This window comes from Gracilibacillus saliphilus (assembly GCF_010994085.1).
GTDB lineage: Bacteria > Bacillota > Bacilli > Bacillales > Amphibacillaceae > Gracilibacillus > Gracilibacillus lacisalsi.
Map to the genome: position 1 here is coordinate 402,046 of NZ_WJEB01000001.1, position 24,596 is coordinate 426,641.

Below are 24,596 nucleotides of genomic sequence, written 5' to 3' on the forward strand. Positions count from 1 at the left end.
AATCAATACATTTTAAAAGCTTTGGAGGTATGTAGTTATGGCAAGTTCTACTTTAGAAATTAAGGATCTTCATGTTGAAATAGAAGGTCAGGAAATATTAAAAGGTGTTAACCTTACCATAAAAGGTGGAGAATTCCACGCAGTAATGGGACCGAATGGTACTGGTAAGTCAACATTAGCATCAGCGATTATGGGTCACCCTAAATATGAAGTAACAAAAGGTGAAATTCTTCTCGATGGGGAAGATGTATTAGAAATGGAAGTAGATGAGCGTGCACAAGCTGGTCTATTTTTAGCTATGCAATACCCGAGTGAAATTAGTGGTGTAACAACTTCTGATTTCTTACGTTCTTCTATTAACGCACACCGTGAAGAAGGCGACGAAATTTCATTGATGAAATTCATTAAAGAGATGGACGAAGCTATGGACTATCTAGAAATGGATAAAAACATGGCACAACGTTACCTAAACGAAGGTTTCTCCGGTGGTGAGAAGAAACGTAACGAGATTCTTCAATTAATGATGTTAAAACCAGCTATCGGTATCCTTGATGAAATTGATTCTGGTCTAGATATTGATGCGTTAAAAGTAGTATCTAAAGGTATCAATAAACTACGTGATGAGTCATTCGGTTGCTTGATCATTACGCACTATCAACGTTTATTAGATTATATTACACCAGACAAAGTACATGTAATGATGAAAGGTCGTGTAGTGAAATCTGGTGGACCTGAGCTAGCTCAACGCTTAGAGGCGGAAGGTTATGACTGGATTAAGCAAGAACTTGGTATTGAAGATGAAACTGTAGGACAAAAAGCATAAGGTAGGAGGTATCGTATGACTGTGGAAACTAAACTGCCATATGATCAGGACTATGTCCGATCATTTTCAGAAAATAGAAAAGAACCGGAATGGATGAAAGAGTTGCGCTTGCAAGCTCTTGATTTAGCAGAAGGGCTTGAAATGCCAAAACCGGATAAAACGAGTATAAAACGTTGGAAGTTTGATGACTACAAACATGATGTTGCTGGTGAATCCATCAACTCAATCAATGATTTACCTGAAGATATTCAAGTGTTCTTGGATATGGAAAATCACAATGAGAATCTTGTCATCCAACGTAATCAATCTGTAGCGTATAAATCACTTGCTTCTGGACTAGAAGAAAAAGGAGTTATACTAACAGACATTCAAACAGCATTACAAGAACATAGTGATCTAGTAAGGCGCTATTATATGAAAGATGCTGTACAAATTGATGAACATAAACTAACTGCACTACACACAGCATTAATGAACGGCGGTGTCTTTGTGTATGTACCAAAAAACGTACAAATTGAAGAGCCACTGCAAGCTATTTTTTGGCAAGAAGATCCGGAAGCAGCTACCTTTAACCATGTAATTGTAGTAGCAGAAGAGAATAGTTCTTTAACGTATGTGGAGAACTATATTTCACAAAATAAAGAAGAACATGCAGTAGCTAATATTGTGACAGAAGTTATTGCGCATGATAATGCGAACATTAACTTTGGGTCTGTAGATAATTTTGCTGCAGGCACAACGGTTTATGTTAACCGTCGTGGAGTAGCCTATCGTGATGCACGAATTGAGTGGAATCTTGGGCAAATGAATGACGGTAACACCGTATCTGAGAATATTACACACCTCATTGGTGATAACTCATATTCTTATGCCAAAACAGTTTCTGTAGGTCGTGGAGATCAATCTCAAAACTATACAGCTAAAATTGTCCACTTTGGTAAACAAAGTGAAGGTTTCATTCTTCAACACGGAGTTATGAAAGAGAGTGCATCCTCTATTTTTAACGGTATTGGAAAAATCGAACATGGTGCAACAAAAGCAAATGCAGAACAAGAATCTCGTGTATTAATGTTAAGTAGAGATGCTCGGGGAGATGCAAACCCTATTCTGTTAATCGATGAAGATGATGTTACAGCAGGTCACGCAGCATCTGTCGGTCGTGTTGATCCGGTTCAACTATACTATTTAATGAGTCGTGGTATTTCTCAGCAAGAAGCTGAACGTCTCATTATTCATGGTTTCTTAGCTCCGGTTGTTAAGGAGATTCCAATTGATGCAGTACGTGAACAATTGACTGAAGTTATCGAAAGGAAAGTCTACTAATGACTATTAAAGCTATTCGTGAGCAATTTCCGATTCTGAATCAAGAAGTAAACGGCCATCCGCTAGTTTATCTTGATTCAGCGGCAACATCACAAAAACCGTTATCTGTTATCGAGTCCATGGAAGCTTATTACAAGCAACATAATTCTAATGTGCATCGTGGTGTCCATACACTGGGGACTAGAGCAACCGATCAATATGAAGGAGCTCGTGATAAAGTAAAAAACTTTATCAACGCCAGTTCAACGGAAGAAGTGATCTTTACCCGTGGAACGACAACCTCACTTAATACGGTTGCTTATGGGTATGCTCGTCACGTTCTACAAGAAGGTGATGAAATTGTTCTTACTGAAATGGAACACCATAGTAATATTATTCCTTGGCAGCAGGCAGCGAAATATACTGGTGCAACCTTAAAGTATATTCCAATGGAAGCTGATGGAACGATTACGCTTGATTCTGTCCGTTCCACTGTTACGGAAAATACGAAACTAGTTGCTGTAACACATGTTTCTAATGTGTTAGGTACGATTAATCCGATCAAGGAAATTGCCCAAATTGCTCATGACAATGGTGCAGTGATCGTAGTAGATGGTGCCCAAAGTGTTCCACACATGCAAGTTGATATGCAGGACTTGGATTGTGATTTCTATGCTTTTTCTGGCCATAAAATGTGCGGCCCAACTGGTGTTGGTGTCCTTTATGGTAAGAAAGCTTTATTGGAAGAAATGGAACCAGTTGAATTTGGTGGAGAAATGATCGATTTTGTTGGCCTTTATGATTCTACATGGAAAGAGCTTCCATGGAAGTTTGAAGGTGGAACACCAATTATCGCTGGAGCAATTGGTTTAGGTGCAGCGATTGATTTTCTTTCCGATTTTGGAATGGATAACATCTTAGAACATGAGCAGCAAATTGCGAAGTATGCACAGGAAAAACTTTCTAAAGTCGCTGGACTGACCATTTACGGACCAAAAGAACGTGGTGGTTTGGTAACCTTCAATATTGAAGGTGTTCATCCACACGATACAGCTACAGTTCTGGATGCAGAAGGTATTGCAGTAAGAGCTGGTCATCATTGTGCACAGCCTTTAATGAAATGGTTAGATGTGACTGCTACAGCAAGAGCAAGCTTTTATCTATATAATGATGAAAGTGATGTTGACCGATTAGTTGAAGGAATACAGCGAGCGAAGGAGTATTTCGGCGATGTCATTTAATAATTTAGATACATTGTACAGACAGGTTATTATGGATCACTATAAAAATCCTCGTAACCGTGGAACTTTAGCGGACGAATCTGTTACAATAGATATGAATAACCCTACATGTGGTGACCGTATTGAATTACACCTTCAAGTTGAAGATGGCACAGTAAAAGAAGCGAAATTTGAAGGGGAAGGTTGTTCGATCAGTATGTCATCTGCTTCTATGATGACACAAGCAGTGAAGGGGAAAAATGTAGAGGATGCTTTAGAAATGTCATCCATTTTTTCCAAAATGATGTTAGGTGAAGACGTAGAAGATGTGGATTTCGACCTTGGGGATATTGAGGCACTGCAAGGTGTTTCCAAATTCCCGGCAAGAATTAAGTGTGCAACATTGGCGTGGAAGGCGATGGAAAAAGCAGTAGCAGCCGACGAAGAGGAGTAAGCACAAAGAAATCCTAATATAGGAGGTAATAGTATGGCTAAAAAAGCACCTGAAATAGGCGAATATAAATATGGCTTTCATGACAGAGATGTTTCGATTTTTCGTACTGAAAAAGGTCTTACACGTGCAGTAGTGGAAGAAATTTCTCGTATGAAAGAAGAACCAGAGTGGATGTTAGAATTCCGCTTAAAGGCATTAGAACAATTCTATAAAAAACCAATGCCACAATGGGGTGGCGACCTTTCAGAATTAGACTTTGATGAAATTACGTATTACGTAAAACCGTCTGAGCGTTCTGAGCGTTCTTGGGATGAAGTACCTGATGAAATCAAACAAACATTTGATAAATTAGGTATCCCTGAAGCAGAGCAAAAATATCTAGCAGGTGTATCTGCACAATACGAATCTGAAGTTGTATATCACAACTTAAAAGAAGACTTAGAAGAGTTAGGTATTGTCTTCAAAGATACAGATACTGCACTAAAAGAAAACGAGGACCTATTTAAAGAGTACTTTGGTAAAGTTATTCCGGCATCTGATAATAAATTTGCAGCATTAAACACTGCAGTATGGTCTGGTGGATCTTTTATTTACGTACCGAAAGGCGTTAAAGCGGAGACACCTTTACAAGCATACTTCCGTATTAACTCTGAAAACATGGGTCAGTTCGAGCGTACGTTAATTATCGTTGATGAAGGTGCTTCTGTACACTATGTGGAAGGTTGTACAGCACCAACGTATACAACTAACTCCCTACACAGTGCGGTTGTTGAAATCTTTGTTAAGAAAGACGCATATTGCCGTTATACTACTATTCAAAACTGGGCGAACAATGTCTATAACCTAGTTACAAAACGTGCAACATGTGATGCAAATGCAACAATGGAATGGATCGATGGTAACATTGGTTCTAAATTAACTATGAAATATCCTGCCATTATTCTAAAAGGTGAGGGAGCTCGTGGAAATACGCTTTCCATTGCATTAGCAGGTAAAGGACAGCACCAACACGCAGGTGCTAAAATGCACCACCTAGCGCCTAATACGTCTTCAACGATCGTTTCGAAGTCGATCTCTAAACAAGGTGGTAAAGTATCTTACCTTGGTATGGTACACTTTGGACGTAAAGCAGAGGGTGCTCGTTCTAACATTGAATGTGACACGTTAATTATGGATAATAAATCAACTTCAGATACGATTCCTTACAATGAGATTTTAAATGATAACATCTCATTAGAGCACGAAGCGAAAGTTTCTAAAGTATCGGAAGAACAATTATTCTATCTAATGAGCCGTGGTCTTTCAGAAGAAGAAGCTACTGAAATGATCGTTATGGGCTTCATCGAGCCATTTACAAAAGAACTTCCAATGGAATATGCGGTAGAAATGAACCGTCTTATCAAGTTCGAAATGGAAGGTAGTATTGGATAATTGGGATTGGAGCTTTACTTTTAAGCTTTAAGAGGAAATTTAAATCTGAGATAACGAGTTCAAGCTAATATTGCTGAGCTCGTTATCTTTTTTTATATTTTCAAAAGCATCATCTACCTAATAAACTTCTATTTAGTATGGATGATATAATTAATTGATTTCATCTCCATAATTTCTACAGAATTGAGCCAATTTTGCAAATAGATCTTCTAGTATAAATCGAGAATCTATTGACACATACACTTTAATCGGTCGATACTTACCTGAATGAACATATCTCATATTTTCATCAAATACAGGAGCAGGTTTCCATGACCAGTTACCACAATCTGCATATAGTATTACACCAACTGCTGGGGAATCACCTAATAAACGGTATTCTGAAGGTCTTGAAACGCTTTGATTGTTAAATTTAATGAGTTGTTCTACTAGATATTTGCCTATTTCTCCATGTGGATACACTTTTTCAATTAGTTCTGCATACCCGACAGACATGGTTCGATAAACATTTCTAGGGATTTGCCAAACTTCAAGATTAGATTTGAAAATTACATTAGCAGAATGGATATCGTTTGATAAGTTATACTCACGACCACCTGAGGGCCAATCTCTGCCACCGATCCAGATTACCTTAATATTTTTTTCTGCAATTCTGGGTTCTATTAACAATGCAGATGCCATATCAGTTAGTGGACCATAAAATGCAATATGAAGAGGTCTACTATCTTCCTTCATTGCTTCTTCAATAATCAGCCTAGCACCAGGTGAGTCAATAGGTGTTACTTCATCTGGCATAGCGGTTGCTGCACCATTCTCCACACGGAATTTTCCCTTCAATCCCATTAGATTTAAAAGAAGCATCGTTTCGTCATAACTATCCTGTAAACTTGTTTTTGATTTTTGATCACCAAAATGCGCAGGAATGATTCCATGAAGATCGAATGAGCTAGATAGGACCGCATGTACAATTGCAAACTGATCGTCTACTTCATTCTTTGCATCAGTATTAATAATTACCCTTGCTTTCTTTTCTTCTGGTATCATAAATTTCATTTCGATAAAGCCTCCATAACTATTAATTTAAACTAAGTGATAGAGATAAATTCCAATTAATCGTTCGCCGTGAAGAATGGGGGATTTCATTATCTCAATAATATATATTTCTACATCACTTAACAAAATCCCTTTAGTTACACCCATTTTTTTATTTTTATCTATATTAAAAAGCAGTGTCTCATATTTAGACACTGCCATTATTTGAATACCAATCATTTCTAAGAGCTGAGTATATAATATAAATTGCATTAGGACCGACATAAAAGCCAGTCCCTGAAATAAAATAGTCGATCAATTTTCTTTATCATTGTTAAATTCAGACGGATCATTTTCTTCTGCAAACTCAGTAGAATAAGCCAAATTTTGTCCTCTCTGAGCACCTTTGTTTTCCTCTTCTACTGGAGCAAACAATAAAGGTATACAGAATAAAGCCCCAATTCCAACTAATGTATAGATCACTCTCGAAAATCCAGCTTCTTGCCCCCCGAATAAAGCTGCAACCAAATCAAATTGAAACAATCCAATTAACCCCCAGTTTAGAGCACCAATAATTACTAAGGTTAAAGCAATTCGTCGTATTGTATCCATGCACATCACCTCCTTTTGATGTATTGTTTAAAAATATTATTCGTTTTTTTTCTTTATCTATACGGATTTAAATGATCATTTTATAAATTAAACAAATGCTAATATGGCTTGGTTTTATAACACGACCACAATCGCAAAACAAATCGGAGATAAGTACGTAGGCAATGTACAGTAAATTAGTTAACGATTACTAGTGAAAGTTCGTAATATTGTGGATACGATCAATAATCTGTTGTTAAGTATGACAAGACCCCTAACCAAAATTTGTATTGTGGCTAGGGGATCATTAGTGGAAATGTAAATATACTCTTTAGCATTAGATAAAATGATACCATCCAGATCCGGAGAAATCGAACCTGTTTAGTTTATAACCTATGTAGCTTCAATTTGCGATTTGCTGTTAGATGTTATTTCAGTGCTCATAATCTGTAGCGATTCTAAGATATATTTGGTCATGCATAAATAAATAACTACTAATACTGTATCAAGTACATATGATGACACGATAACATGGTCATTTATAATATGCCCTCTTACAATTAATCGATCCAATATATTTGTTAGCCAGTATAATATGTAATAATATGGGAGTAATGCTGTAATAATCTTAGCCTGCTTTACGGTGCTACTATAATCGCCGAAATAGTTACCCATGGTTGAAAATACATTCCACAGCCCATATATATTGTAAATAGGAATCATTATTCTAGCCAGAGCACCACCTGGTGTGATGGGGTATTGGGAATTAATGCTTCTTAGATCTTTATGAACTTTATAAATCCAAACTAAATAAAAAACGCCAGTTATGATAAAGATAACCAAATAAATGACAGAAATTGCTTGATCTATACTAGCTAAAAATGACGCAAAAAAATCGTAAAAATAAGCATAAAAAAAGGTTGTAAATACTAATATACTGCTGAGTACAACTCCTAATGTTAAAAGTATTGTTAATATTTTTCCTGTTCCCTTACTCGTTAATTCCATTATTATGTCCTCCTTATTGTCAGTAGGTAATATTCTCAAAGTTATTCTGCAAAAACTTTTTATAGGGAGACTTCTTATATACTGTCTCTATTGTTTCTTATGGTCAAATATAAAATGGTAAACAAGTGCGCTAACCATACAATAATGGTAAATCCCATTAACCACTGTCGAATAGAAGAGAACTCTACCCAATTTTGTAATTCGGTGAGAAAAGAATTAACAGGAGACTAGCAGAGACAAGAAGATGAATGCCTATACTATATTTCATAAGAACTAACCCCATTTCTAAATAATTTCTGATTCCAATACTAGAATCCGCATAATAGTGTATCATAAGTTTAACAGGTAATAAATTCCTTTTTATGCATTATAGAAATCATTAGAAAAGCGAACCACTATATAATATACAAAATACTCGATTGGATAAATTCCTTTATTACCTTTATAATTAAAAAGAGTAACGTTTAGAAAACAACTAAGACAATGTGATAGTAGGGATAAATTTGGTTATTTTTATTTGTTTATTAATTGGGTTATTGTCAGCTATGTTAGGAAGTATTGTAGGATTTGGCGGCGGAGTAATTCTGGTACCTATTTTACTAATTCTTCATTCTACAACCCCTTTATTTGAGTGGGCGGATGCTAGTACAATTGTCGGTATTTCATTGATTATTATGATATTTACTGCTTTGTCATCCACTTATGCTTATGCGAAGAGTGAACGAATAGACTATAAAAGCGGCTTATATTTTATTGCAGGTAGTTTGCCTGGTGGTGTGTTAGGGGCATGGTTGAATCAATTTGTGGATACCGATATGTTTTCGTTATTTTTAGGTATATTTATGTTATTAATCTTTACCATGTTCTTATTTAAGAAAGCACCAAACCAGGTGAAGGACGACATGAATTTAGACACTTCACAAAAGGTTGTTCGTGAGGTAAAAATTGGGGATGCCGTATACCGCTACTCTTTTTCTCCGTTTATTGCCGTTGCAATTGCTTTTACAGTAGGGATGTTATCTGGTTTTTTCGGAATTGGTGGGGGATCTTTAATGGTTCCTGCCATGATTATTTTGTTCCGTTTCCCACCGCATATCGCTACGGCTACCTCCATGTTTATGATCTTAGCGCTTAGTATTGTAAGTTCTGGTACACACATTGCGTTAGGTCATATACAATGGATCTATGTATGGGCTTTTGTACCAGGTGCATGGTTTGGAGGAATTTTAGGTGCGAAAATTAATCAGCAACTTTCTAGTAAAGCTGTGGAGTATTTATTAAGAGCGGTTGTATTATTGATTGGATTACGTCTGATTTGGCAAGGTTTGTTTTAGGGAGGGTTAGTCTTCATGATCGAACATATCCATTTTTATTATTGTAATGATTTACATAGTCACTTTGACCAATGGCCAAACATTGTTGATTATTTTAACAAAAAGAAAAAACAGCATGCTCAGGCTGATGAGCAAAGTTGGAGAATTGATATTGGGGACCATGTAGATCGGTTCCATCCAATTGCAGAAGCGTACAACGGGAAAGCTAATGTTGAATTATTAAATGCAGCTGGCTTTGATGCTGCAACGATTGGAAATAATGAAGGGATTACCCTGGAGCATGAACATTTGTATCATTTGTATGATCGGGCAAATTTTCAAGTTACTTGTGGTAATTTGATACCTGTAAATAAAGATAGACCAGCGTGGTTACAAAATAGTATTAAGATAAAAACGAAAGAGAACTTAACGATCAAATTGTTCGGATTGACCGCCCCATTTAATGCCTTCTATAATCCTCTAGGGTGGCATGTTGAATCGCCTTACGATTATTTAGCACGTGAAATGAGGGAATTGAGAGAAGATGCAGACATTCTGATCTTACTTTCTCACCTCGGGTTCACGGAAGACCAATTAATTGCCGAACGATATCCAGAGATTGATATTATTATTGGCGGTCATACCCATCACATCTTAAAAAATGGGGAAGTGGTTAATAATGTATTACTAACTGCAGCAGGTAAACATGGCAAATATGTCGGAGAAGTACATATAGATTGGGACCACCATTTAAATAAAATAGTGGATAAACAGGCCTACACAGTGGAAACTAAATATCTTAGTCAGGATCAAGATACTGTTCATAGACTTGCAAAACTGAATGATGCTGCTCAAGAACTTTTAAATAAGCCAGTGACGTATATAGAAAAGAGTCTAACTGTAGATTGGTTTGAACAGACACCTATAATTGAATCGTTAACGGCTAAACTAAAAGACTGGACGAATGCCGATATAAGTATGTTAAATGCAGGCATACTGTTAGAAAATATCGCAGAAGGCTATGTTACCTATGGAGATATACATCGAATCTGTCCTCATCCAATCAATCCTTGTACAGTCAAACTAAGAGGAATTGAAGTATTGGAGGTTGTGCGTGGTGCATATGACGAGGCATTAATGCATTTTGAACTAAAGGGTTTTGGTTTCCGAGGCAAAGTGTTAGGTAAATTTGTCTTTAGTGGCATTGATATTGATACAGAGATAGATGAAGATGGTATAGAACATGTTCAGCATGTTCATCTTAATGGGCGTGAGATTGAACATGATAAAATTTATACGTTTGCGACTGCAGATATGTTTACTTTTGGAAGGATGTTCCCAGCAATTGCAAGGTCTACGACAAAGAAGTTTTATTTGCCTGAATTCATGAGAGATCTATTAGCAGATGCTTTAAGGTCATCATAGGAACAATTATACACTCCCTTCATATTTTATATGGAGAGGAGTGTGTTTTTTATGATGGAAGTGAAACCAATATTTATTAAGGATCATCCGTTTACAGCTATTTCGGTTAAGCTGCCATATACCAATTTGTTGGTGATTACGAATGAAGTAGGATATGTCATGTGCGGAGCATTAGATGTAGATTTATTAAATGACCGTTTGACTGACCGTCCCATTGTTGCAGGAAGAGCTATCGGTGTGAAGACGATAGAAGAATTGCAGCACGCTAAGCTGGATAAAGTGACTCATCATTCCCAAAATTATGGTTGGAAAGAAGGAATGCCAATAGAAGAAGCATTACTAAAAATATCCAACAAATAAGTGACTATTTGCCTAGTTAGTGAAATTTATTTACAAAGTAGCAATAAAAATAGTAGATTATATCGACATTATCTGATAAAATTTTACCAAAATGGCAAATGGGTGTTTGAAAATGAGATTAGTTCCAACCAAACTTATTCGACCAGGCATTGAATTAGCAAAACCAATATATGATGCGCATGGTCGGATTTTACTGCAAAAAAATATGCAATTAACTGACTCGATGATAGATCGACTGAAAAATTCAGGAATTACCTATGTTTTTACTCGTGATGAGGATACGGAAGATATTATGGTTCATCCTCCTATTCCTGATCAGCAAAGGGTAGAAGCAATTCAAAAAATAAAAGAGACATTCCGGTCGCTAAAATTTGAAGATTTAACGAAAAATAATTATTTATTAGATAAAGCTGCTTTTAAGTTAGATCAACTAGTCAAAGAAATTGCAAAAGAGTTAAGTGAAAATGAGGAAGTTATTCATTATTTATCAGACTTATTAATTATTGATGATTACGTCTATACGCATTCCCTAAATGTGAGTATGTATACACTTGCATTAGCACAGGAATTGAACTTAAAAAATAAAGATATGGAACAATTAGGATTAGGTGCCGTGTTACATGATATCGGTAAGATCGTTATACCAGAGGAAGTCTTAAATAAGCCTGGAAAGCTCACAAATATGGAATTTAAGATTGTTCAAGCACATACAGAATATGGTTTTGATTTGTTGCGAAAAGCTCATAATATTCCACTATTGGTTGCCCACTGTGCCTATCAGCATCATGAACGTTTAGATGGAACAGGTTATCCGCGAGGCATTAAAGAAGATGATATTCATCCATTTGCCAGAATTATAGGGGTAGCGGATGTTTTTGATGCGGTGACAAGTAATCGAACTTATAGGGATGCGATGTTACCACATGAAGGATTAGAAATATTATATGGTGGTGCTGGGACGCAATTCGACATACACCTTGTAGAAGCATTTAAGAAGACCATTGCTCTTTATCCAAATGGCTTAACCGTTTATTTAAGTGATGGCAGAGAAGGGGTCGTTGCCCGCCAAAATTCACAAATGTTTGATCGTCCAGTAGTTCGAGTGCTGAAAGAAAATGGCTCCAGAGTAAAACCGTATGACTTAGATTTAACAAAGGTATTGGATGTCCTGATTGTAAATACGGATCAATTTATTACAAGCAGATAAAAATTTCTTTAATTATATCTAAATAAATCCCCGCAATCATATGAATAGATTGGGGGGATTTATTATGCGAACAAAAAAGTGGAGTAGACGAAAAATAGGTTCACCTCCAGCTAATCAAATTGTATTTATTGCTTTTTTTATTTTTGTTCTCGTGATGATTGCAAGTATTCTAATCGTTAACGAGGGAATCAAACCAGTACTGCTGAATTACGCAAAAGTTCGTGTTGATGCGATTGCGAATCAAGCAATGGGAATAGCGGTTAGCAAAAAGATTTCAGAGGATTTAGAAGCTGGGGATTTAATAGAAGTGCAATTGGATGAAGAAGGAAGAGTAGAAAATTATATTTTTAATGCAGTAGTAGAAAATCGTGTACAAAGAAATGTTCAATATCGTGTAGAAAATTTCCTTAAGCTATTGGAGAAAGGAGAGCGACCTGAAACAGGCGTGCCTCTTGAAGTAGAATTGGATTTGGAGCCATCAGAACAAGAATTACTTGATGATGTAAGGGAAAAAGGCCTATTAGTAGAAGTACCGTTAGGTCAAGCATTAGGAATTCCTGTTATAGCTAACCTTGGGCCAAAAGTGCCGGTGAATTTGGAAGTGATCGGTAGTGTCGGGACAGAAATAACGAGTGAAATTGTTGAAACTGGTATAAATGGCGCATATATCCACGTCAATGTGCATATAGAAGTAGAAATGATGGTAGTGATCCCTTTTGCTTCAGAGCCAACGAAGGTGATTCAAGATATTCCGGTAACAAAGGTATTTCATCCTGGTGATGTTCCCAATTATTATCATGAAGGTGGAGATGGATCATCTGATCTTTCTATTCCAATAGATCCAGATATAGAATAATAGAATTTTCCTAGTTTTTCCTTTGACAGAATATTCAGAAGTTCGATATAATTTCAAAGATTAAAACTATTATTAAAATAGATTTAGTAAAACTTATCAGGGTGTTAGCTCACCTCATTCTCCATTTAGCTGCTTTGATTGACTCAAAACCTAAAGTGGAGGTTTTATGGACGACTAGCACCTTGATAAATTATAAAAAAGGGAAGGGGTTAGGTTAATGGAAAACAGATCACAGTGGGGAACGCGTCTCGGTTTCCTTCTTGCAGCAATTGGTTCCGCTGTAGGGTTAGGAAACATTTGGCGCTTTCCTGCCACAGCATTTGAAAATGGTGGAGGTGCCTTTTTTGTACCGTATTTGTTTGCCTTATTAACGGCAGGTATTCCGTTACTTATTATGGAATATACGATTGGACATAAGTATCGCAGCTCATCGCCAAGAAGTTTTTCAAAAATTAGTAAAGGGATGGAATGGATAGGCTGGTGGCAAGTCCTTATTTCATTTGTTATTTCTACTTACTATCCAATTATTATTGCTTGGTCGGTTATGTATGCATATTTCTCTTTAGGAACACAGTGGGGAGATGATCCAACTGGATTCTTTGTTGGAGACTTTTTGAACCTTGCTGATGCTGGAACATTTGGTTCGATCGTTCCTGCAGTCATGATTCCTTTACTAATTATCTGGGTAGTTGTGTTATTTTTCCTAGGTCGTGGCGTGAAGAAAGGTATTGAGTTAGCAAATAGAATCTTTATTCCGACATTATTTATCGTATTTCTAATTATCGTTATTCGTGCGGTTACATTACCTGGAGCAATGGAAGGTTTAGATGCATTCTTTAAACCTGACTGGGGTAGTATTGCAGATGGATCGGTTTGGGTTGCAGCATATGGTCAAATCTTCTTTAGTTTATCGATCGCATTTGCCATTATGATTACGTACTCATCTTATTTACCAAAAAAATCCGATATTACGAACAATGCATTTATCACAGGTTTTGCGAATTCATCTTTTGAATTATTAGCTGGTATTGGGGTATTTGCTGCGTTAGGGTTTATGGCAGTTCAATCGAATACAGCAGTATCTGAAGTAGTTGCAGGTGGCGTTGGATTAGCCTTTATGGTATTCCCTGAAATCATTAGTCAAATGCCTGCATCGGGATTCTTTGGATTCTTATTCTTTGCATCCTTGTTCTTAGCAGGTTTATCATCGATGATTTCGATTTCGGAAACATATGTCGCAGGTTTACAAGAGAAATTCTCCATTTCACGAGGAAAAGCGGTGTTGTTCGGTGGAGGACTTGCTTTACTGGTTTCGCTTTTCTATGCAACCCAAGGTGGACTTAACCTGTTAGATACGGTAGACTACTTTATTAATAATTATGGTGTTGCTTTAGCGGGTCTATTTGAAGTTGTAGCGATCGCATGGTTTGCACGCTCACTCAAAGATCTACAAAACCACGCAAATTCTGTATCCGACATTAAACTTGGTATATGGTGGAGACTTTGTTTAGGGATTATTACGCCATTCGTATTAGGATCTATGATGCTACAGAACCTAAGAACTGAAGTATCTCGTCCATATGAGGATTATCCAATTGATTTCTTATTCAGTTTTGGTTGGGTAGTAGCAATTGGTGCGATGTTCGTTGGTGCGTTATTAACGATTAAAAAATGGCCAAGTAAAGATAACGAAGCATAAATTGAACGTTAAAGGAGGTTGCCTTTATGTCTGGTAGTGCAATTACAATGGCAGTAATCGGTATGGTAATTATTTGGGGTGGCTTAATCGCCAGTGTAATAAAAGCAATAATCGCATCCAAAAATTAATATAAAAAAATCCGTAAAGTGATAATTTCCTTTACGGATTTTTTCTTTCCCATCGCTTTAAATGTGGATAGGGATCAAATGACCATTCTGTTTTTCCGTTATCCTTGTACATACCATAATGTAAATGTGGTGGGAATTTTCCAGAGGTTCCTGGAGGTCCATAACCAGATGAGCCGACAGAACCGATAGTTTGGCCTGCTTCTACGATATCTCCTATTTCTAATCCATCAGCAAATCCATTTAAATGTGCGTAGTAATGGTATCTATTGTATATATCACGAATACCAACACGCCACCCGCCAAATTTATTCCAGCCTTTCAGCTCGACAACACCAAAAGTGGTAGCTCTTACTGGTGTTCCATAACTAGCAAATATATCGGTACCTTCATGGATTCTTCTGCCACCGAATCCTCTAGCATCACCCCATGTATTATGGTAAGTATAATTGTAACCTTTAGGTATTGGAAAAGCAGTTTCGTCCAGACTGATTTTTTGATATGTTTTAAACAAGCGAGCGTAATTCATTATAGACAGAACCGTTAATTCACGATGATAATAATGCCAAAGTGCCGTCCGAATATCTTGGTCTGCATGTCCAAATTGTTGAATGTAATGGGCCACTGTATATAAAATATCATGGTCATTGGTGTGATCAGCTATTCCGTCTCCATCCCCATCTTTTCCGATACCACCAAAGATTTCGAGTAGACTTTCTTCGGTAGGCTCACGGGTTGGTGAAAAACCGTACCATTTTTGTTCAGGTACTTTTATCTTGATTAAAGCATTGTCCTCTTCATCTGATTGCTCGTCATGAATATTGGATTCATAACGGTTGATTGCTGCTAAATAATACCAAGGTATTAAGGTGACAGCTTCCATTTGCTTATATAAACTGATTTTTTCTTGATCGATATCCACATTTTCTTCTGCATGTGCTATAGTAGAAAGAAGAAAAAAACTTGTGAATGATAATAATAAGTAACGCTGAATCAAAGGATATAGCCTCCTTAGTTAATTTTTCAAGTGGATATCGTTAGTTTAGGTTATAAACTTTGATTTCATGCTAGTAACTTTTGTTAAATTCTTATTGCAAAAAAGGTGTGAAATATATTGGTTGAAGTACAAGGTCATCGTTACGAGATAATCAAGGATTATCGTAATGGATTTGAGGAAAAAGCGTTTAAAGAAAGATATACAGACATTTTAAGTAAATATGATTTTATTGTAGGGGATTGGGGTTATGAACAACTTCGTCTCAAAGGATTTTATGATGATCAAAATCCTAAAGCATCTTTTGATACTAAAATAAGCACTTGTGAGGACTATTTATACGAATATTGCAATTTTGGTTGCCGATTTTTTATAGTTAAACAAATTGAAAACTAACACATAATTATGTGTTAGTTTTCGTTCAATAATGGTTGGATAAATAATCGGAAATCCTCTGCTTCCAGTTCATTGAATTGAAAGGCGTGTTCCACAAAATTGCTTTCTTTAATCCTCTCTCGATTAATGCGTGAGTATTTATTCGTATTAAGGTCGATGACAAGACAATCATCACCGAATGCTGGAGAAGATATAACTGCCAAATCAAATCTTTCCATATCGCCTTTAAAACTAACCAACCTTGTCTTACTTTGTTCTGTTTCATTTTTGATAAAGTCTAACTTTCCATCCCTCATCTAATCACTCCCTATTCCAGATTATAGCCATTTCTTCCTTTACTGTAAAATATTCAAAGAACAGCTGCCAATGAAATTATTTAGCAAACTATTTCCATAAACTGCGAAGTAACGTCCTGGACTTGCGATGTTTCATTCTGCTTTTTGAGAAGTGTTGTCATTCGCTTCGGCAGAATACTGCGCTTTCCGTGGGCTCGGCTTCAGCTAACTTTGCAAAGCAAACCACTTTGCAAAGTGGATCTTCAGCTCTCGCTGTCCCACAGGAGTCTCCGTATTCTGCCTACGCTATTTTACCTCTCTGATTATAGAAAGAAATGAAATCATGGAACTAAATATTTCTGTTTGTTACATTGCTAATTGGCTGTGAATGCCGCACATAGTCTGCATATGGTGGATAAATCGACTGGTTGCTTTTTGGATTATTGTTGTAGAGCATATCTTAACGAAGGCCGCCCACTTCAACTCCTGTGGGACCTGTTTGAGCTGAAGATCCACTTTTTCGAGCGGTTTTGGCTCGAAAAAGTTAGCTGAAGGGCAAACCCCACGGAAAGGGGAGTGGGCAGCCGGAGTGGTTTGTTAAGATCACGATATATGACAAAATTACTGTATAGGTGACTGTGCATTTAGTTTTGAACAAACAGTATTTTCATTTCTTCGCAGGTACTTTTGAGTTTGACTATTTTTACTGTAGTGTATGAACGTTATGGAAAGTTGAATCATTTTTTTTGAAATTCGTTCACCTTAATGCAACCAAATCAATCGGAAATTACCTCTAACGACAACTTGTATAATATGGTATTATATAGGTAGACGTTGTTTTGAGTGTAGGGGGATTAGTAGTGTATTTTGTAGATATGAGAAAAATGAATGAAACATTGGATTATTTTGATCAAACCTTAACGTTAGTGAAAGAAAATAAATTTGAATCAGCTATTGAACATCTGGCATTAGAACGAATAACACATCTATTAATAGAATGTATCTTAGACGTCGGAAATATGATGATTGACGGATTTATTATGCGTGATCCGGGAAGTTATCTGGACATCATTCATATTTTGGTCGATGAAAGTGTTATTCCAGAAAAAGAAAATAGCGGGTATGAAGTTATTATTGGATTGCGGAAAACGCTTGTACAGGACTATAAGCAAATCGAACACGAACAATTACTAGCTGTATTAAATGAAAATATCGACATACTTAAGAAATTTAGTACACACATCCGTACCTACTTGGCAACGGAAATGGGTGTAGCAAATACATTTACAAATGATCAGTAATGTTAGAAAGGGAGGGGTAACGGTGGCCAAACGATCTGTGAAGGAAAAGATTGTTGAGTTATTAAAAAAAGAGCAAGCAATGACCGTACCCCAATTATTAAGCCATTTTTCTATTTCAGATATTGCGCTTAGAAGACATCTGAAAACGTTGGAACGACAAGGTACAATAGAAGCAAAAACGGTTAAGCAAGAAATTGGTCGTCCGTTTTTACAATATCGTTTAACGGAAAAAGCGCAGCAGAACTTCCCACAACACTATGAGCAATTATCTGTAAGTTTGTTGGATAAATTGGAAAATCAATTTGGTACAGATTTTGTGGAATCATTAATCTCTGATTGGACGGAAGATCGTATGGAATCCTATAAACAACAATTGTTGCCATACCAACAACTGTCGGACAAAGTGGAACAACTATTAACCATTCAAAAACAGGAAGGATATATGTCTTCACTAAAACAAATTGATTCTCAACGATTTCAACTGGATCAGTATCATTGTCCGATTTATTCCGTTGCTTGTAACTATAAGGCAGCATGTCTAACAGAAGAGTCGGTTTTTCGAGAGTTATTACCAAATGCAAAAGTCAACATGAATAGTTGTATCGCTATGGGAGAGCAGTGTTGTAGTTTTCTAATAGAGGAGAAATAAGCTTTTTCTTTTAAGGATAGTTGTGATGTTTCTCACAAGGATTTCTGAGCGATTATGTTTTACTAAAGACAGATAAAATACTTTAGAAACGGGGCGATTCATCATGCAACAGTCAGTCATAACAGATAAATTTGGTCGAGCGCTACAAGATTTGCGGATCTCTGTGACAGATCGTTGCAATTTTCGTTGTCGCTATTGTATGCCTCGAGAGATTTTCGGAAAAGATTTCACCTTTTTATCAAAAGAACACTTATTAAGCTTTGAAGAAATCGAGCGGTTAACAAAAATCTTTTTAAACTTAGGTGTTCGAAAGATTCGCTTAACGGGTGGAGAGCCACTATTAAGACGTGATATTACTACGTTAATTGAGCGGTTATCTCATTTGCAAGGCTTGCAAGATATCGGTCTGACAACGAATGCTGTATTGCTAGGGAAGATGGCAGAAGACCTTAAAAAAGCCGGGTTAAAACGTGTGAATATTAGTCTAGATGCAATCAATGATGACACATTTATGCAGATCAATGACAGTAAAGTACGTACACAGCCTGTGATCGACAGCATAATCAAAGCTAAAGAAACAGGGTTAGGTGTAAAAGTGAATATGGTAGTAAAAAAAGGGATGAATGATCATCAAGTGATACCGATGGCTAAGTTTTTTAAAGAGCTTGGTGTAACGTTACGGTTTATTGAATTTATGGATGTTGGACAGACAAACGGCTGGGATTTTCAGCATGTTGTCACCAAAAAAGAAATGTATGATCAAATTTCAGAACAGTTTGAATTAGAACCGGTTGATCCTGCTTATTTTGGCGAGGTAGCAAAGCGTTACCGTTATAAAGGAACAAATACAGAAGTAGGATTTATCACATCTGTATCGGAATCATTCTGTTCTTCTTGTACAAGAGCAAGAATAGCAGCAGATGGACACTTTTTTACATGTTTATTTGCAGGTGAGGGCTTGAACCTGAAAGATATTTTACGAGGTGGAGCAACAGATGAAGAAGTAAGGGATACAATTATTTCTCGTTGGAAATACCGTGATGATCGTTATTCAGATCAACGTACAGAAGAATCTGCCAGAAACCGTAAGAAGATTGAAATGTCTTATATTGGCGGTTAAAGAGAGGGTTGTATAGGATGTCAGATAGGAACAGATATCATCGGCAAACGCTTTTTCAAGGAATTGGTCACGAGGGACAAGCACACTTGCTGTCGAAACATGTTCTCATCATTGGCTGCGGTGCTCTTGGGTCCTCATCAGCGGAGATGCTAACGCGGTCGGGAGTCGGCAACATCACTATCATTGATCGCGATTATGTTGAATGGACCAACCTTCAGCGACAACACTTATTTACCGAAGATGATGTGCATCAACAAACTCCAAAAGCAATCGCTGCAGCTTCAAAGTTAAAAAAAATCAATAGTGAGATCGATATACGTCCTGTTGTGATCGATGCTACGGCGGAGAATCTCGCTTTTTATGTACAACAGGCTAACATTGTGATCGATGCAACGGATAATTTCGATACACGTTTTTTAATCAATGACCTTGCACATAAATATAGAAAACCATGTATTTTTGGCGCATGTGTGGGCAGTTCGGGTATGACATTTACGATTATTCCAGGGCAAACACCTTGTCTTGATTGTTTATTAAAAGTCACTCCTATGTTTGGTGCAACCTGTGATGCAGTCGGAGTGATAGGACCAGCAGTACAAATGGTTGTCACACATCAGACGACAGAGGCGTTAAAGCTGTTAATCGAAGCAAAGCACAAAATAAATAGTAAATTGATTATTTTTGATTTGTGGAATAATCATTACCAAACGATTGACGTCAGTCGTGCGAAACGCACCAATTGCACCAGTTGTGGTCAGGCACCGACTTATCCTCATTTATCTTATCATGATAGAACAAAGACCGAGGTTTTATGTGGTAGAGATACGGTGCAAATTCGTGGTAAACAATATCCACTCGAGATGCTCGAGTCAAAGCTCGCCAGTTATGGAGAAGTCCAAGCAAATCCCTTTTTAGTTTCTGTCGATATTGATGAAAAAAGGTTAGTATTTTTCCAAGATGGCCGTACTTTTGTCCATGGTACCAATTCGATAGAGGATGCTAAAAAGCTATATTATCAGATTGTAGGTTAGGAGCATGACTTATGTTAAATGAACGTAATCCAATCCCGGTTTCAGAAGCTGTTAAAAGAGTTACGGACTATTATAAAAAAGGTGAAACAGAATATATCCCATTAACAAACGCACATCAACGTATATTAGCGGAAGATTTAAAAGCGGATCATGATGTGCCACCATTTGACCGCTCTCCATATGATGGCTATGCACTTCGTTCAGAAGATACAACTGAAGTAACGGAGCATAACTCGAAAATCTTGGAGGTTGTCGGTCATATCGGTGCTGGCAGTGTCCATCATGAACATGTAGCAAACAATCAAGCTGTTCGAATTATGACAGGTGCACCTATTCCAGACGGAGCGGATGCTGTCATCATGTTAGAAGATACTACTGTCTTTGAAGAAGATGGAAGAACATATGTAACGATTAGGAAGCCCCTTCAGCATCATCAGAACATTTCATTTCAAGGCGAAGATGTTGGAAAAGGATCAGTATTAGTGAACAAAGGCACTGTGATAAATCCTGGAATAGTAGCGTTATTGGCAACATTTGGTTATGCACAGGTGCCAGTAGCAAAAAAACCGATAATCGGTGTAATTGCTACTGGAAGTGAACTATTAGAAGTAGATCAGCCGTTAGAACAAGGGAAAATTCGTAATAGTAATGCATATATGATCATGGCACAATTAGAAAGAGCTGGAGCAATACCAAAGTATTATGGTCAATTACCAGATAATTTATCGGAAAGTTTGGAAAAGATTACACAAGTCATGAAAGAAGTTGATTTTGTCATTACAACTGGTGGAGTATCTGTAGGTGATTATGATTTACTTCCAGAGATTTATCATGAAATAGGCGCTGAAGTATTATTCAATAAAGTGGCGATGCGACCTGGCAGTGTCACAACCGTTGCTACTGTCGATGATAAATTATTATATGGATTATCAGGGAATCCTTCAGCATGTTATGTGGGATTCGAACTATTTGTAAGACCCATTATCGGTCACTTTTTGGCGAAGGAAACAATCGGGATGCAGCAGGAACAAGCTACATTAGCTGTTGATTTTTCCAAAGCTAATCCATTTGATCGGTTCGTTAGAGGGCGTTACCAAGTTAAAAATGGGCAACTTGTTGCAGAACCTGTAGGTAAAGATAAATCTAATATGGTGCACAGCTTGGCAATGGCTAACTGTTTTATCCAATTACCTGGTAGTACAGAAGGATATAAAAAAGGTGATCAAGTAACAATTCATTTGTTAGGAGAATGAGCATGAGAAACAAGATGTTTGAAATTGTAGAAGACCCTATTTCTGTTGAATCACTAATCGAAAAAGTAGAAGATCGTAATGCTGGAGCGATCACTACCTTTATTGGTACAGTTCGTGAAATCACCGGTGAAAAAAAAACAGTATATCTTGAATATCAAGCATATAAACCGATGGCGGAAAAGATGCTTGCTCAGATCGGTAAAGAAATCAATCAAAAATGGTCAGACACAAAAGTGGCTATTACACACCGGATTGGTTCCCTTGATATCTCGGAAATTGCCGTAGTGATTGCTGTTTCTTCCCCTCACCGTAAACCAGCATACCAAGCGAACGAATATGCGATTGAGCGAATTAAACAAATAGTTCCGATTTGGAAGAAGGAACAATGGGAAGATGGCGAAGCATGGATTGGGGACCAATTGGAAAACGTTCGATACCGGACAGGTAAACCAAATGTAAAGGATGAGGACCATGGTTGAAGTATTATTATTTGCTCAGTTACAAGAAGAAGTCGGTAAAGATAAAGTTCTTTTAGATATAAAAGAAATAACCGTCAAGGAAATCAAACATCAATTGCGATCTCAATTCGACTTGAGTCAGATCGAAGCATCGATGGTTGCCGTTAATGAAGCCTATGCATTAGAGGATGACATCATTCGATCTGGTGACACTGTGGCAATTATTCCTCCAGTTAGCGGTGGTTAAGATGTATGTCGTTCAAGTGGTCGGTTATAAAAATAGCGGAAAGACAACCTTTATTTCACAATGGATTGAATATTTGAAGAAAAAAGATTATCATGTCGCTACCATCAAGCATCATGGCCATGGTGGAGAGCCAGAACAAGTACAAGAGACAGACAGTTATCAGCATTTTAACCGTGGTGCCAAGTTGACTACGGTTATCGGGGAGAATCAGCTTTTAATTACTGCTGATAAAAAGAAACTTTCACTCGAAACACTGCTGTTATTCTATCAAGCGATTGATATCGACGTTGTAATGATCGAAGGATACAAGCATCTACCTTTACCAAAAGTAGTCCTGTTGCAGAAAGAAAGGGATCCGATAATAGAAACAGTAGAAAATGTGAAATATGTGTACAAAGAAAATCAGGAGTATATTTTTAATCAGGTAGAAGCTAACTGGCATGATTTTGAATTCGAAAAGATAAAAACCTTCCTTTAAAACAAAGGAAGGTAAACATTTAGTCTATGTTACAAACTTCGATTGGACAGTTTTCACAACCAATTTCCTCACGTAAAAATTGAAGATCTTTAACGACAATATGACCGGTTTTTTTCACGTCGACGATATTGAGTTTTCTTAGTTCGCTGAGCATTCGGTTAACACTTTCCCTCGTCGTAGCACAGAAGTTCGCAAGTTGCTGATTGGTTAAAGCCATTTCAATTAGAATGCCTTCACTTGTTTCGATACCATAACTGTTGGTTAAACGAATTAAAGTACTGTATAATGCCCCTTTCTTACCGTTAAGGAGCAGGTCACGAATCTTAGATTGAAATATGCGCATATGATTGCTTACCCAACGCATAAATTCAAACGTTAATTTACCATTATCAATGAGGGCTTCTTCTAATTGTTCTCGGTTAATGACTAGTACTTCACCTGGAGTGATCACGCGTGCACTTAATAAATATTTAGCATCATCACTAAATAGTGTTAATTCACCAACCATATCATTCGCTTTACACAGGCGTAATGTTAATTCTTTACCATCTGCAGTTAACTTTTCAACCTGAATTAAGCCTGATTTTAGAATGAAAATTTCATGTGCGTCCATACCTTCTTGAAACAAAAATGTATCTTTTCTCATTTTTTTCGTATGGCTGATTGATTCCAATAGTTTACGTAACTCTTGAGAGATTTGATCATGGTGTTGTCGATGCCTTGTCGTTAATGGTTGTGCAGCAGGTTGCATGGTAAAATCCTCCATTTTTAAGGTGATAGTAAGATCCGTTTGTTAAGCTATTTACTATTATTGTAGCATGGTTATGAGTAAGTAATTGTAGAAAAGAAAAACAATTTCGTGAAAGAACTTTGACCATTTTGTGAAAAAGTGAACGAGAGGTGTAAAATAAGTGGAAAAAATCATGGGTATCGTGTTAAATGGAGGTAAGTCATCAAGGTTTATGAAGGACAAAGCATTTGCTTCTTATCAAGGAAATACCTTCTATGAAAATGCCTTAAGCGTGATGTTAGCTTGTGTGGATAACACGTATTTCGTAGTGCGTGATAATCAACCTTTACAACATGAAACGGAAAACATTGATGTCATCAAAGATCTAGAGCTTTTTAAAGGACTTGGGCCGCTAGCGGGGATTTATTCTGCAATGAATAATAATGCTGCTAATTGGTATCTCGTCTTACCTGTTGATACACCATTAATAGAACCATTTATGTTAAAGAGATTAATCAGTTATACAGATGATCGTGTAGATGCTATTGTCCCAAGGATAAATAATAGAATCCAGCCGTTAATTGCCCTATATAAACTTGATACTATTGGTGTGATGAAACAACAATTAATTGCTGGTAAGCGTTCCATGCATCAATTGTTAGACAAATTAACGGTAACATACGTCGATTTTTCTGCGGATGAAGAGAAATATTTTATCAATATCAACACACAGGAAGAATATCAACGCTTTGTAAGAGATAATGCGAGCCTATGATCAAGTGACCTTGATTATTAGCGAAACTTATCAGGGTATTAGC

At 37.0% G+C, this 24,596-nt stretch carries 29 protein-coding genes; 22 read left to right on the forward strand and 7 right to left on the reverse strand.

Annotated features, from left to right (window positions below; all coding sequences use genetic code 11):
• Nucleotides 1–37: 37 nt before the first annotated feature.
• Genes sufC through sufB form a run of 5 tightly spaced genes read left to right on the forward strand, consistent with a single transcriptional unit; the run spans nucleotide 38 to nucleotide 5,230 of the window.
• Entirely contained in the window at nucleotides 38–823 is a 786-nt protein-coding gene (gene sufC, locus GHT08_RS01890; protein ID WP_018930858.1) for a Fe-S cluster assembly ATPase SufC, read from the forward strand.
• Nucleotides 824–838: 15 nt separating this feature from the next.
• Nucleotides 839–2,146, forward strand: coding sequence for a Fe-S cluster assembly protein SufD (gene sufD / locus GHT08_RS01895; protein ID WP_163579290.1), 1,308 nt, complete (start codon nucleotides 839–841; stop codon nucleotides 2,144–2,146).
• Complete coding sequence (locus GHT08_RS01900) at nucleotides 2,146–3,366, forward strand: cysteine desulfurase (RefSeq protein WP_163579291.1); 1,221 nt, start codon at nucleotides 2,146–2,148, stop codon at nucleotides 3,364–3,366. The genes sufD and GHT08_RS01900 overlap by 1 nt, the downstream gene beginning before the upstream one ends.
• Nucleotides 3,356–3,799: a Fe-S cluster assembly sulfur transfer protein SufU gene (sufU, locus tag GHT08_RS01905; RefSeq protein WP_163579294.1), complete on the forward strand. Its 444-nt coding sequence runs from the start codon at nucleotides 3,356–3,358 to the stop codon at nucleotides 3,797–3,799. Before GHT08_RS01900 ends, sufU begins: the two co-directional genes overlap by 11 nt.
• Nucleotides 3,800–3,832: 33 nt before the next feature.
• Nucleotides 3,833–5,230 (forward strand): Fe-S cluster assembly protein SufB, encoded by a 1,398-nt coding sequence (sufB, locus tag GHT08_RS01910; protein ID WP_163579296.1) that lies wholly within the window; start codon nucleotides 3,833–3,835, stop codon nucleotides 5,228–5,230.
• A gap of 150 nt (nucleotides 5,231–5,380) precedes the next feature.
• Here sufB and GHT08_RS01915 read toward each other — a convergent pair whose 3' ends face one another.
• From GHT08_RS01915 to GHT08_RS01930, 4 genes are all read right to left on the reverse strand, one after another.
• Nucleotides 5,381–6,283 carry a nucleoside hydrolase gene (locus tag GHT08_RS01915; protein WP_163579298.1) on the reverse strand — a complete coding sequence of 301 codons (903 nt, stop codon included), beginning with the start codon at nucleotides 6,281–6,283 and terminating at the stop codon, nucleotides 5,381–5,383.
• A gap of 27 nt (nucleotides 6,284–6,310) precedes the next feature.
• Entirely contained in the window at nucleotides 6,311–6,547 is a 237-nt protein-coding gene (locus GHT08_RS01920; protein WP_163579300.1) for a hypothetical protein, read from the reverse strand.
• A 30-nt stretch (nucleotides 6,548–6,577) separates the two neighbouring features.
• Nucleotides 6,578–6,874: a DUF378 domain-containing protein gene (locus GHT08_RS01925; protein WP_163579302.1), complete on the reverse strand. Its 297-nt coding sequence runs from the start codon at nucleotides 6,872–6,874 to the stop codon at nucleotides 6,578–6,580.
• A 372-nt stretch (nucleotides 6,875–7,246) separates the two neighbouring features.
• On the reverse strand, nucleotides 7,247–7,861 hold the full coding sequence (locus GHT08_RS01930; RefSeq protein WP_163579304.1) for a hypothetical protein: 615 nt from the start codon (nucleotides 7,859–7,861) through the stop codon (nucleotides 7,247–7,249).
• Nucleotides 7,862–8,364: 503 nt separating this feature from the next.
• Here GHT08_RS01930 and GHT08_RS01935 point away from each other — a divergent pair.
• The 7 genes from GHT08_RS01935 to GHT08_RS01965 all read left to right on the forward strand — a co-directional run bounded on the left by GHT08_RS01935 (nucleotide 8,365) and on the right by GHT08_RS01965 (nucleotide 14,849).
• A complete protein-coding gene (locus tag GHT08_RS01935) occupies nucleotides 8,365–9,195 on the forward strand; it encodes a sulfite exporter TauE/SafE family protein (RefSeq protein WP_163579306.1) in 831 nt (276 codons plus the stop codon).
• Nucleotides 9,196–9,210: 15 nt separating this feature from the next.
• A complete protein-coding gene (locus GHT08_RS01940) occupies nucleotides 9,211–10,599 on the forward strand; it encodes a bifunctional metallophosphatase/5'-nucleotidase (protein WP_163579308.1) in 1,389 nt (462 codons plus the stop codon).
• A gap of 51 nt (nucleotides 10,600–10,650) precedes the next feature.
• Nucleotides 10,651–10,959: a YunC family protein gene (locus GHT08_RS01945; RefSeq protein ID WP_163579310.1), complete on the forward strand. Its 309-nt coding sequence runs from the start codon at nucleotides 10,651–10,653 to the stop codon at nucleotides 10,957–10,959.
• Nucleotides 10,960–11,071: 112 nt separating this feature from the next.
• A complete protein-coding gene (locus GHT08_RS01950) occupies nucleotides 11,072–12,166 on the forward strand; it encodes an HD-GYP domain-containing protein (protein WP_163579312.1) in 1,095 nt (364 codons plus the stop codon).
• Between the two features lie 64 nt (nucleotides 12,167–12,230).
• A complete protein-coding gene (gene yunB / locus GHT08_RS01955) occupies nucleotides 12,231–13,022 on the forward strand; it encodes a sporulation protein YunB (protein ID WP_163579314.1) in 792 nt (263 codons plus the stop codon).
• Between the two features lie 217 nt (nucleotides 13,023–13,239).
• Complete coding sequence (locus GHT08_RS01960; RefSeq protein WP_163579316.1) at nucleotides 13,240–14,721, forward strand: sodium-dependent transporter; 1,482 nt, start codon at nucleotides 13,240–13,242, stop codon at nucleotides 14,719–14,721.
• Between the two features lie 26 nt (nucleotides 14,722–14,747).
• Entirely contained in the window at nucleotides 14,748–14,849 is a 102-nt protein-coding gene (locus tag GHT08_RS01965) for a MetS family NSS transporter small subunit (RefSeq protein WP_163579318.1), read from the forward strand.
• 31 nt (nucleotides 14,850–14,880) lie between these two features.
• Here the strand turns inward: GHT08_RS01965 and GHT08_RS01970 are convergent, their stop codons facing one another.
• The gene (locus GHT08_RS01970) at nucleotides 14,881–15,843 is read right to left on the reverse strand and encodes a M23 family metallopeptidase (RefSeq protein ID WP_163579320.1); all 963 of its coding nucleotides are present in this window, start codon (nucleotides 15,841–15,843) and stop codon (nucleotides 14,881–14,883) included.
• A 117-nt stretch (nucleotides 15,844–15,960) separates the two neighbouring features.
• On the opposite strand from GHT08_RS01970, the gene GHT08_RS01975 reads away from it, so the two are divergent.
• The gene (locus tag GHT08_RS01975; protein WP_163579322.1) at nucleotides 15,961–16,236 is read left to right on the forward strand and encodes a YutD family protein; all 276 of its coding nucleotides are present in this window, start codon (nucleotides 15,961–15,963) and stop codon (nucleotides 16,234–16,236) included.
• Nucleotides 16,237–16,250: 14 nt separating this feature from the next.
• Here the strand turns inward: GHT08_RS01975 and GHT08_RS01980 are convergent, their stop codons facing one another.
• Nucleotides 16,251–16,532, reverse strand: a complete 282-nt coding sequence (locus GHT08_RS01980; protein ID WP_163579324.1) for an SAV0927 family protein — start codon at nucleotides 16,530–16,532, stop codon at nucleotides 16,251–16,253.
• Nucleotides 16,533–17,371: 839 nt separating this feature from the next.
• On the opposite strand from GHT08_RS01980, the gene GHT08_RS01985 reads away from it, so the two are divergent.
• The 8 genes from GHT08_RS01985 (at nucleotide 17,372) to mobB (ending at nucleotide 23,048) form a co-directional block, all read left to right on the forward strand.
• On the forward strand, nucleotides 17,372–17,812 hold the full coding sequence (locus tag GHT08_RS01985; RefSeq protein WP_163579325.1) for a DUF86 domain-containing protein: 441 nt from the start codon (nucleotides 17,372–17,374) through the stop codon (nucleotides 17,810–17,812).
• 22 nt (nucleotides 17,813–17,834) lie between these two features.
• A complete protein-coding gene (locus GHT08_RS01990; RefSeq protein ID WP_163579327.1) occupies nucleotides 17,835–18,461 on the forward strand; it encodes a helix-turn-helix transcriptional regulator in 627 nt (208 codons plus the stop codon).
• Nucleotides 18,462–18,561: 100 nt separating this feature from the next.
• Nucleotides 18,562–19,581, forward strand: a complete 1,020-nt coding sequence (gene moaA, locus GHT08_RS01995) for a GTP 3',8-cyclase MoaA (RefSeq protein ID WP_420370951.1) — start codon at nucleotides 18,562–18,564, stop codon at nucleotides 19,579–19,581.
• 17 nt (nucleotides 19,582–19,598) lie between these two features.
• Nucleotides 19,599–20,612, forward strand: coding sequence for a ThiF family adenylyltransferase (locus GHT08_RS02000; RefSeq protein WP_163579331.1), 1,014 nt, complete (start codon nucleotides 19,599–19,601; stop codon nucleotides 20,610–20,612).
• 11 nt (nucleotides 20,613–20,623) lie between these two features.
• Complete coding sequence (locus tag GHT08_RS02005) at nucleotides 20,624–21,865, forward strand: molybdopterin molybdotransferase MoeA (RefSeq protein WP_163579333.1); 1,242 nt, start codon at nucleotides 20,624–20,626, stop codon at nucleotides 21,863–21,865.
• 2 nt (nucleotides 21,866–21,867) lie between these two features.
• Nucleotides 21,868–22,344 (forward strand): molybdenum cofactor biosynthesis protein MoaE, encoded by a 477-nt coding sequence (locus tag GHT08_RS02010; RefSeq protein ID WP_163579335.1) that lies wholly within the window; start codon nucleotides 21,868–21,870, stop codon nucleotides 22,342–22,344.
• Nucleotides 22,337–22,570: a molybdopterin converting factor subunit 1 gene (gene moaD / locus GHT08_RS02015; protein ID WP_163579337.1), complete on the forward strand. Its 234-nt coding sequence runs from the start codon at nucleotides 22,337–22,339 to the stop codon at nucleotides 22,568–22,570. The genes GHT08_RS02010 and moaD overlap by 8 nt, the downstream gene beginning before the upstream one ends.
• A gap of 1 nt (nucleotide 22,571) precedes the next feature.
• The gene (mobB, locus tag GHT08_RS02020; RefSeq protein ID WP_163579339.1) at nucleotides 22,572–23,048 is read left to right on the forward strand and encodes a molybdopterin-guanine dinucleotide biosynthesis protein B; all 477 of its coding nucleotides are present in this window, start codon (nucleotides 22,572–22,574) and stop codon (nucleotides 23,046–23,048) included.
• A 19-nt stretch (nucleotides 23,049–23,067) separates the two neighbouring features.
• Here mobB and GHT08_RS02025 read toward each other — a convergent pair whose 3' ends face one another.
• A complete protein-coding gene (locus GHT08_RS02025) occupies nucleotides 23,068–23,799 on the reverse strand; it encodes a Crp/Fnr family transcriptional regulator (RefSeq protein ID WP_163579341.1) in 732 nt (243 codons plus the stop codon).
• A gap of 160 nt (nucleotides 23,800–23,959) precedes the next feature.
• On the opposite strand from GHT08_RS02025, the gene mobA reads away from it, so the two are divergent.
• Nucleotides 23,960–24,553 (forward strand): molybdenum cofactor guanylyltransferase, encoded by a 594-nt coding sequence (gene mobA, locus GHT08_RS02030; RefSeq protein WP_163579343.1) that lies wholly within the window; start codon nucleotides 23,960–23,962, stop codon nucleotides 24,551–24,553.
• Nucleotides 24,554–24,596 lie beyond the last annotated feature (43 nt).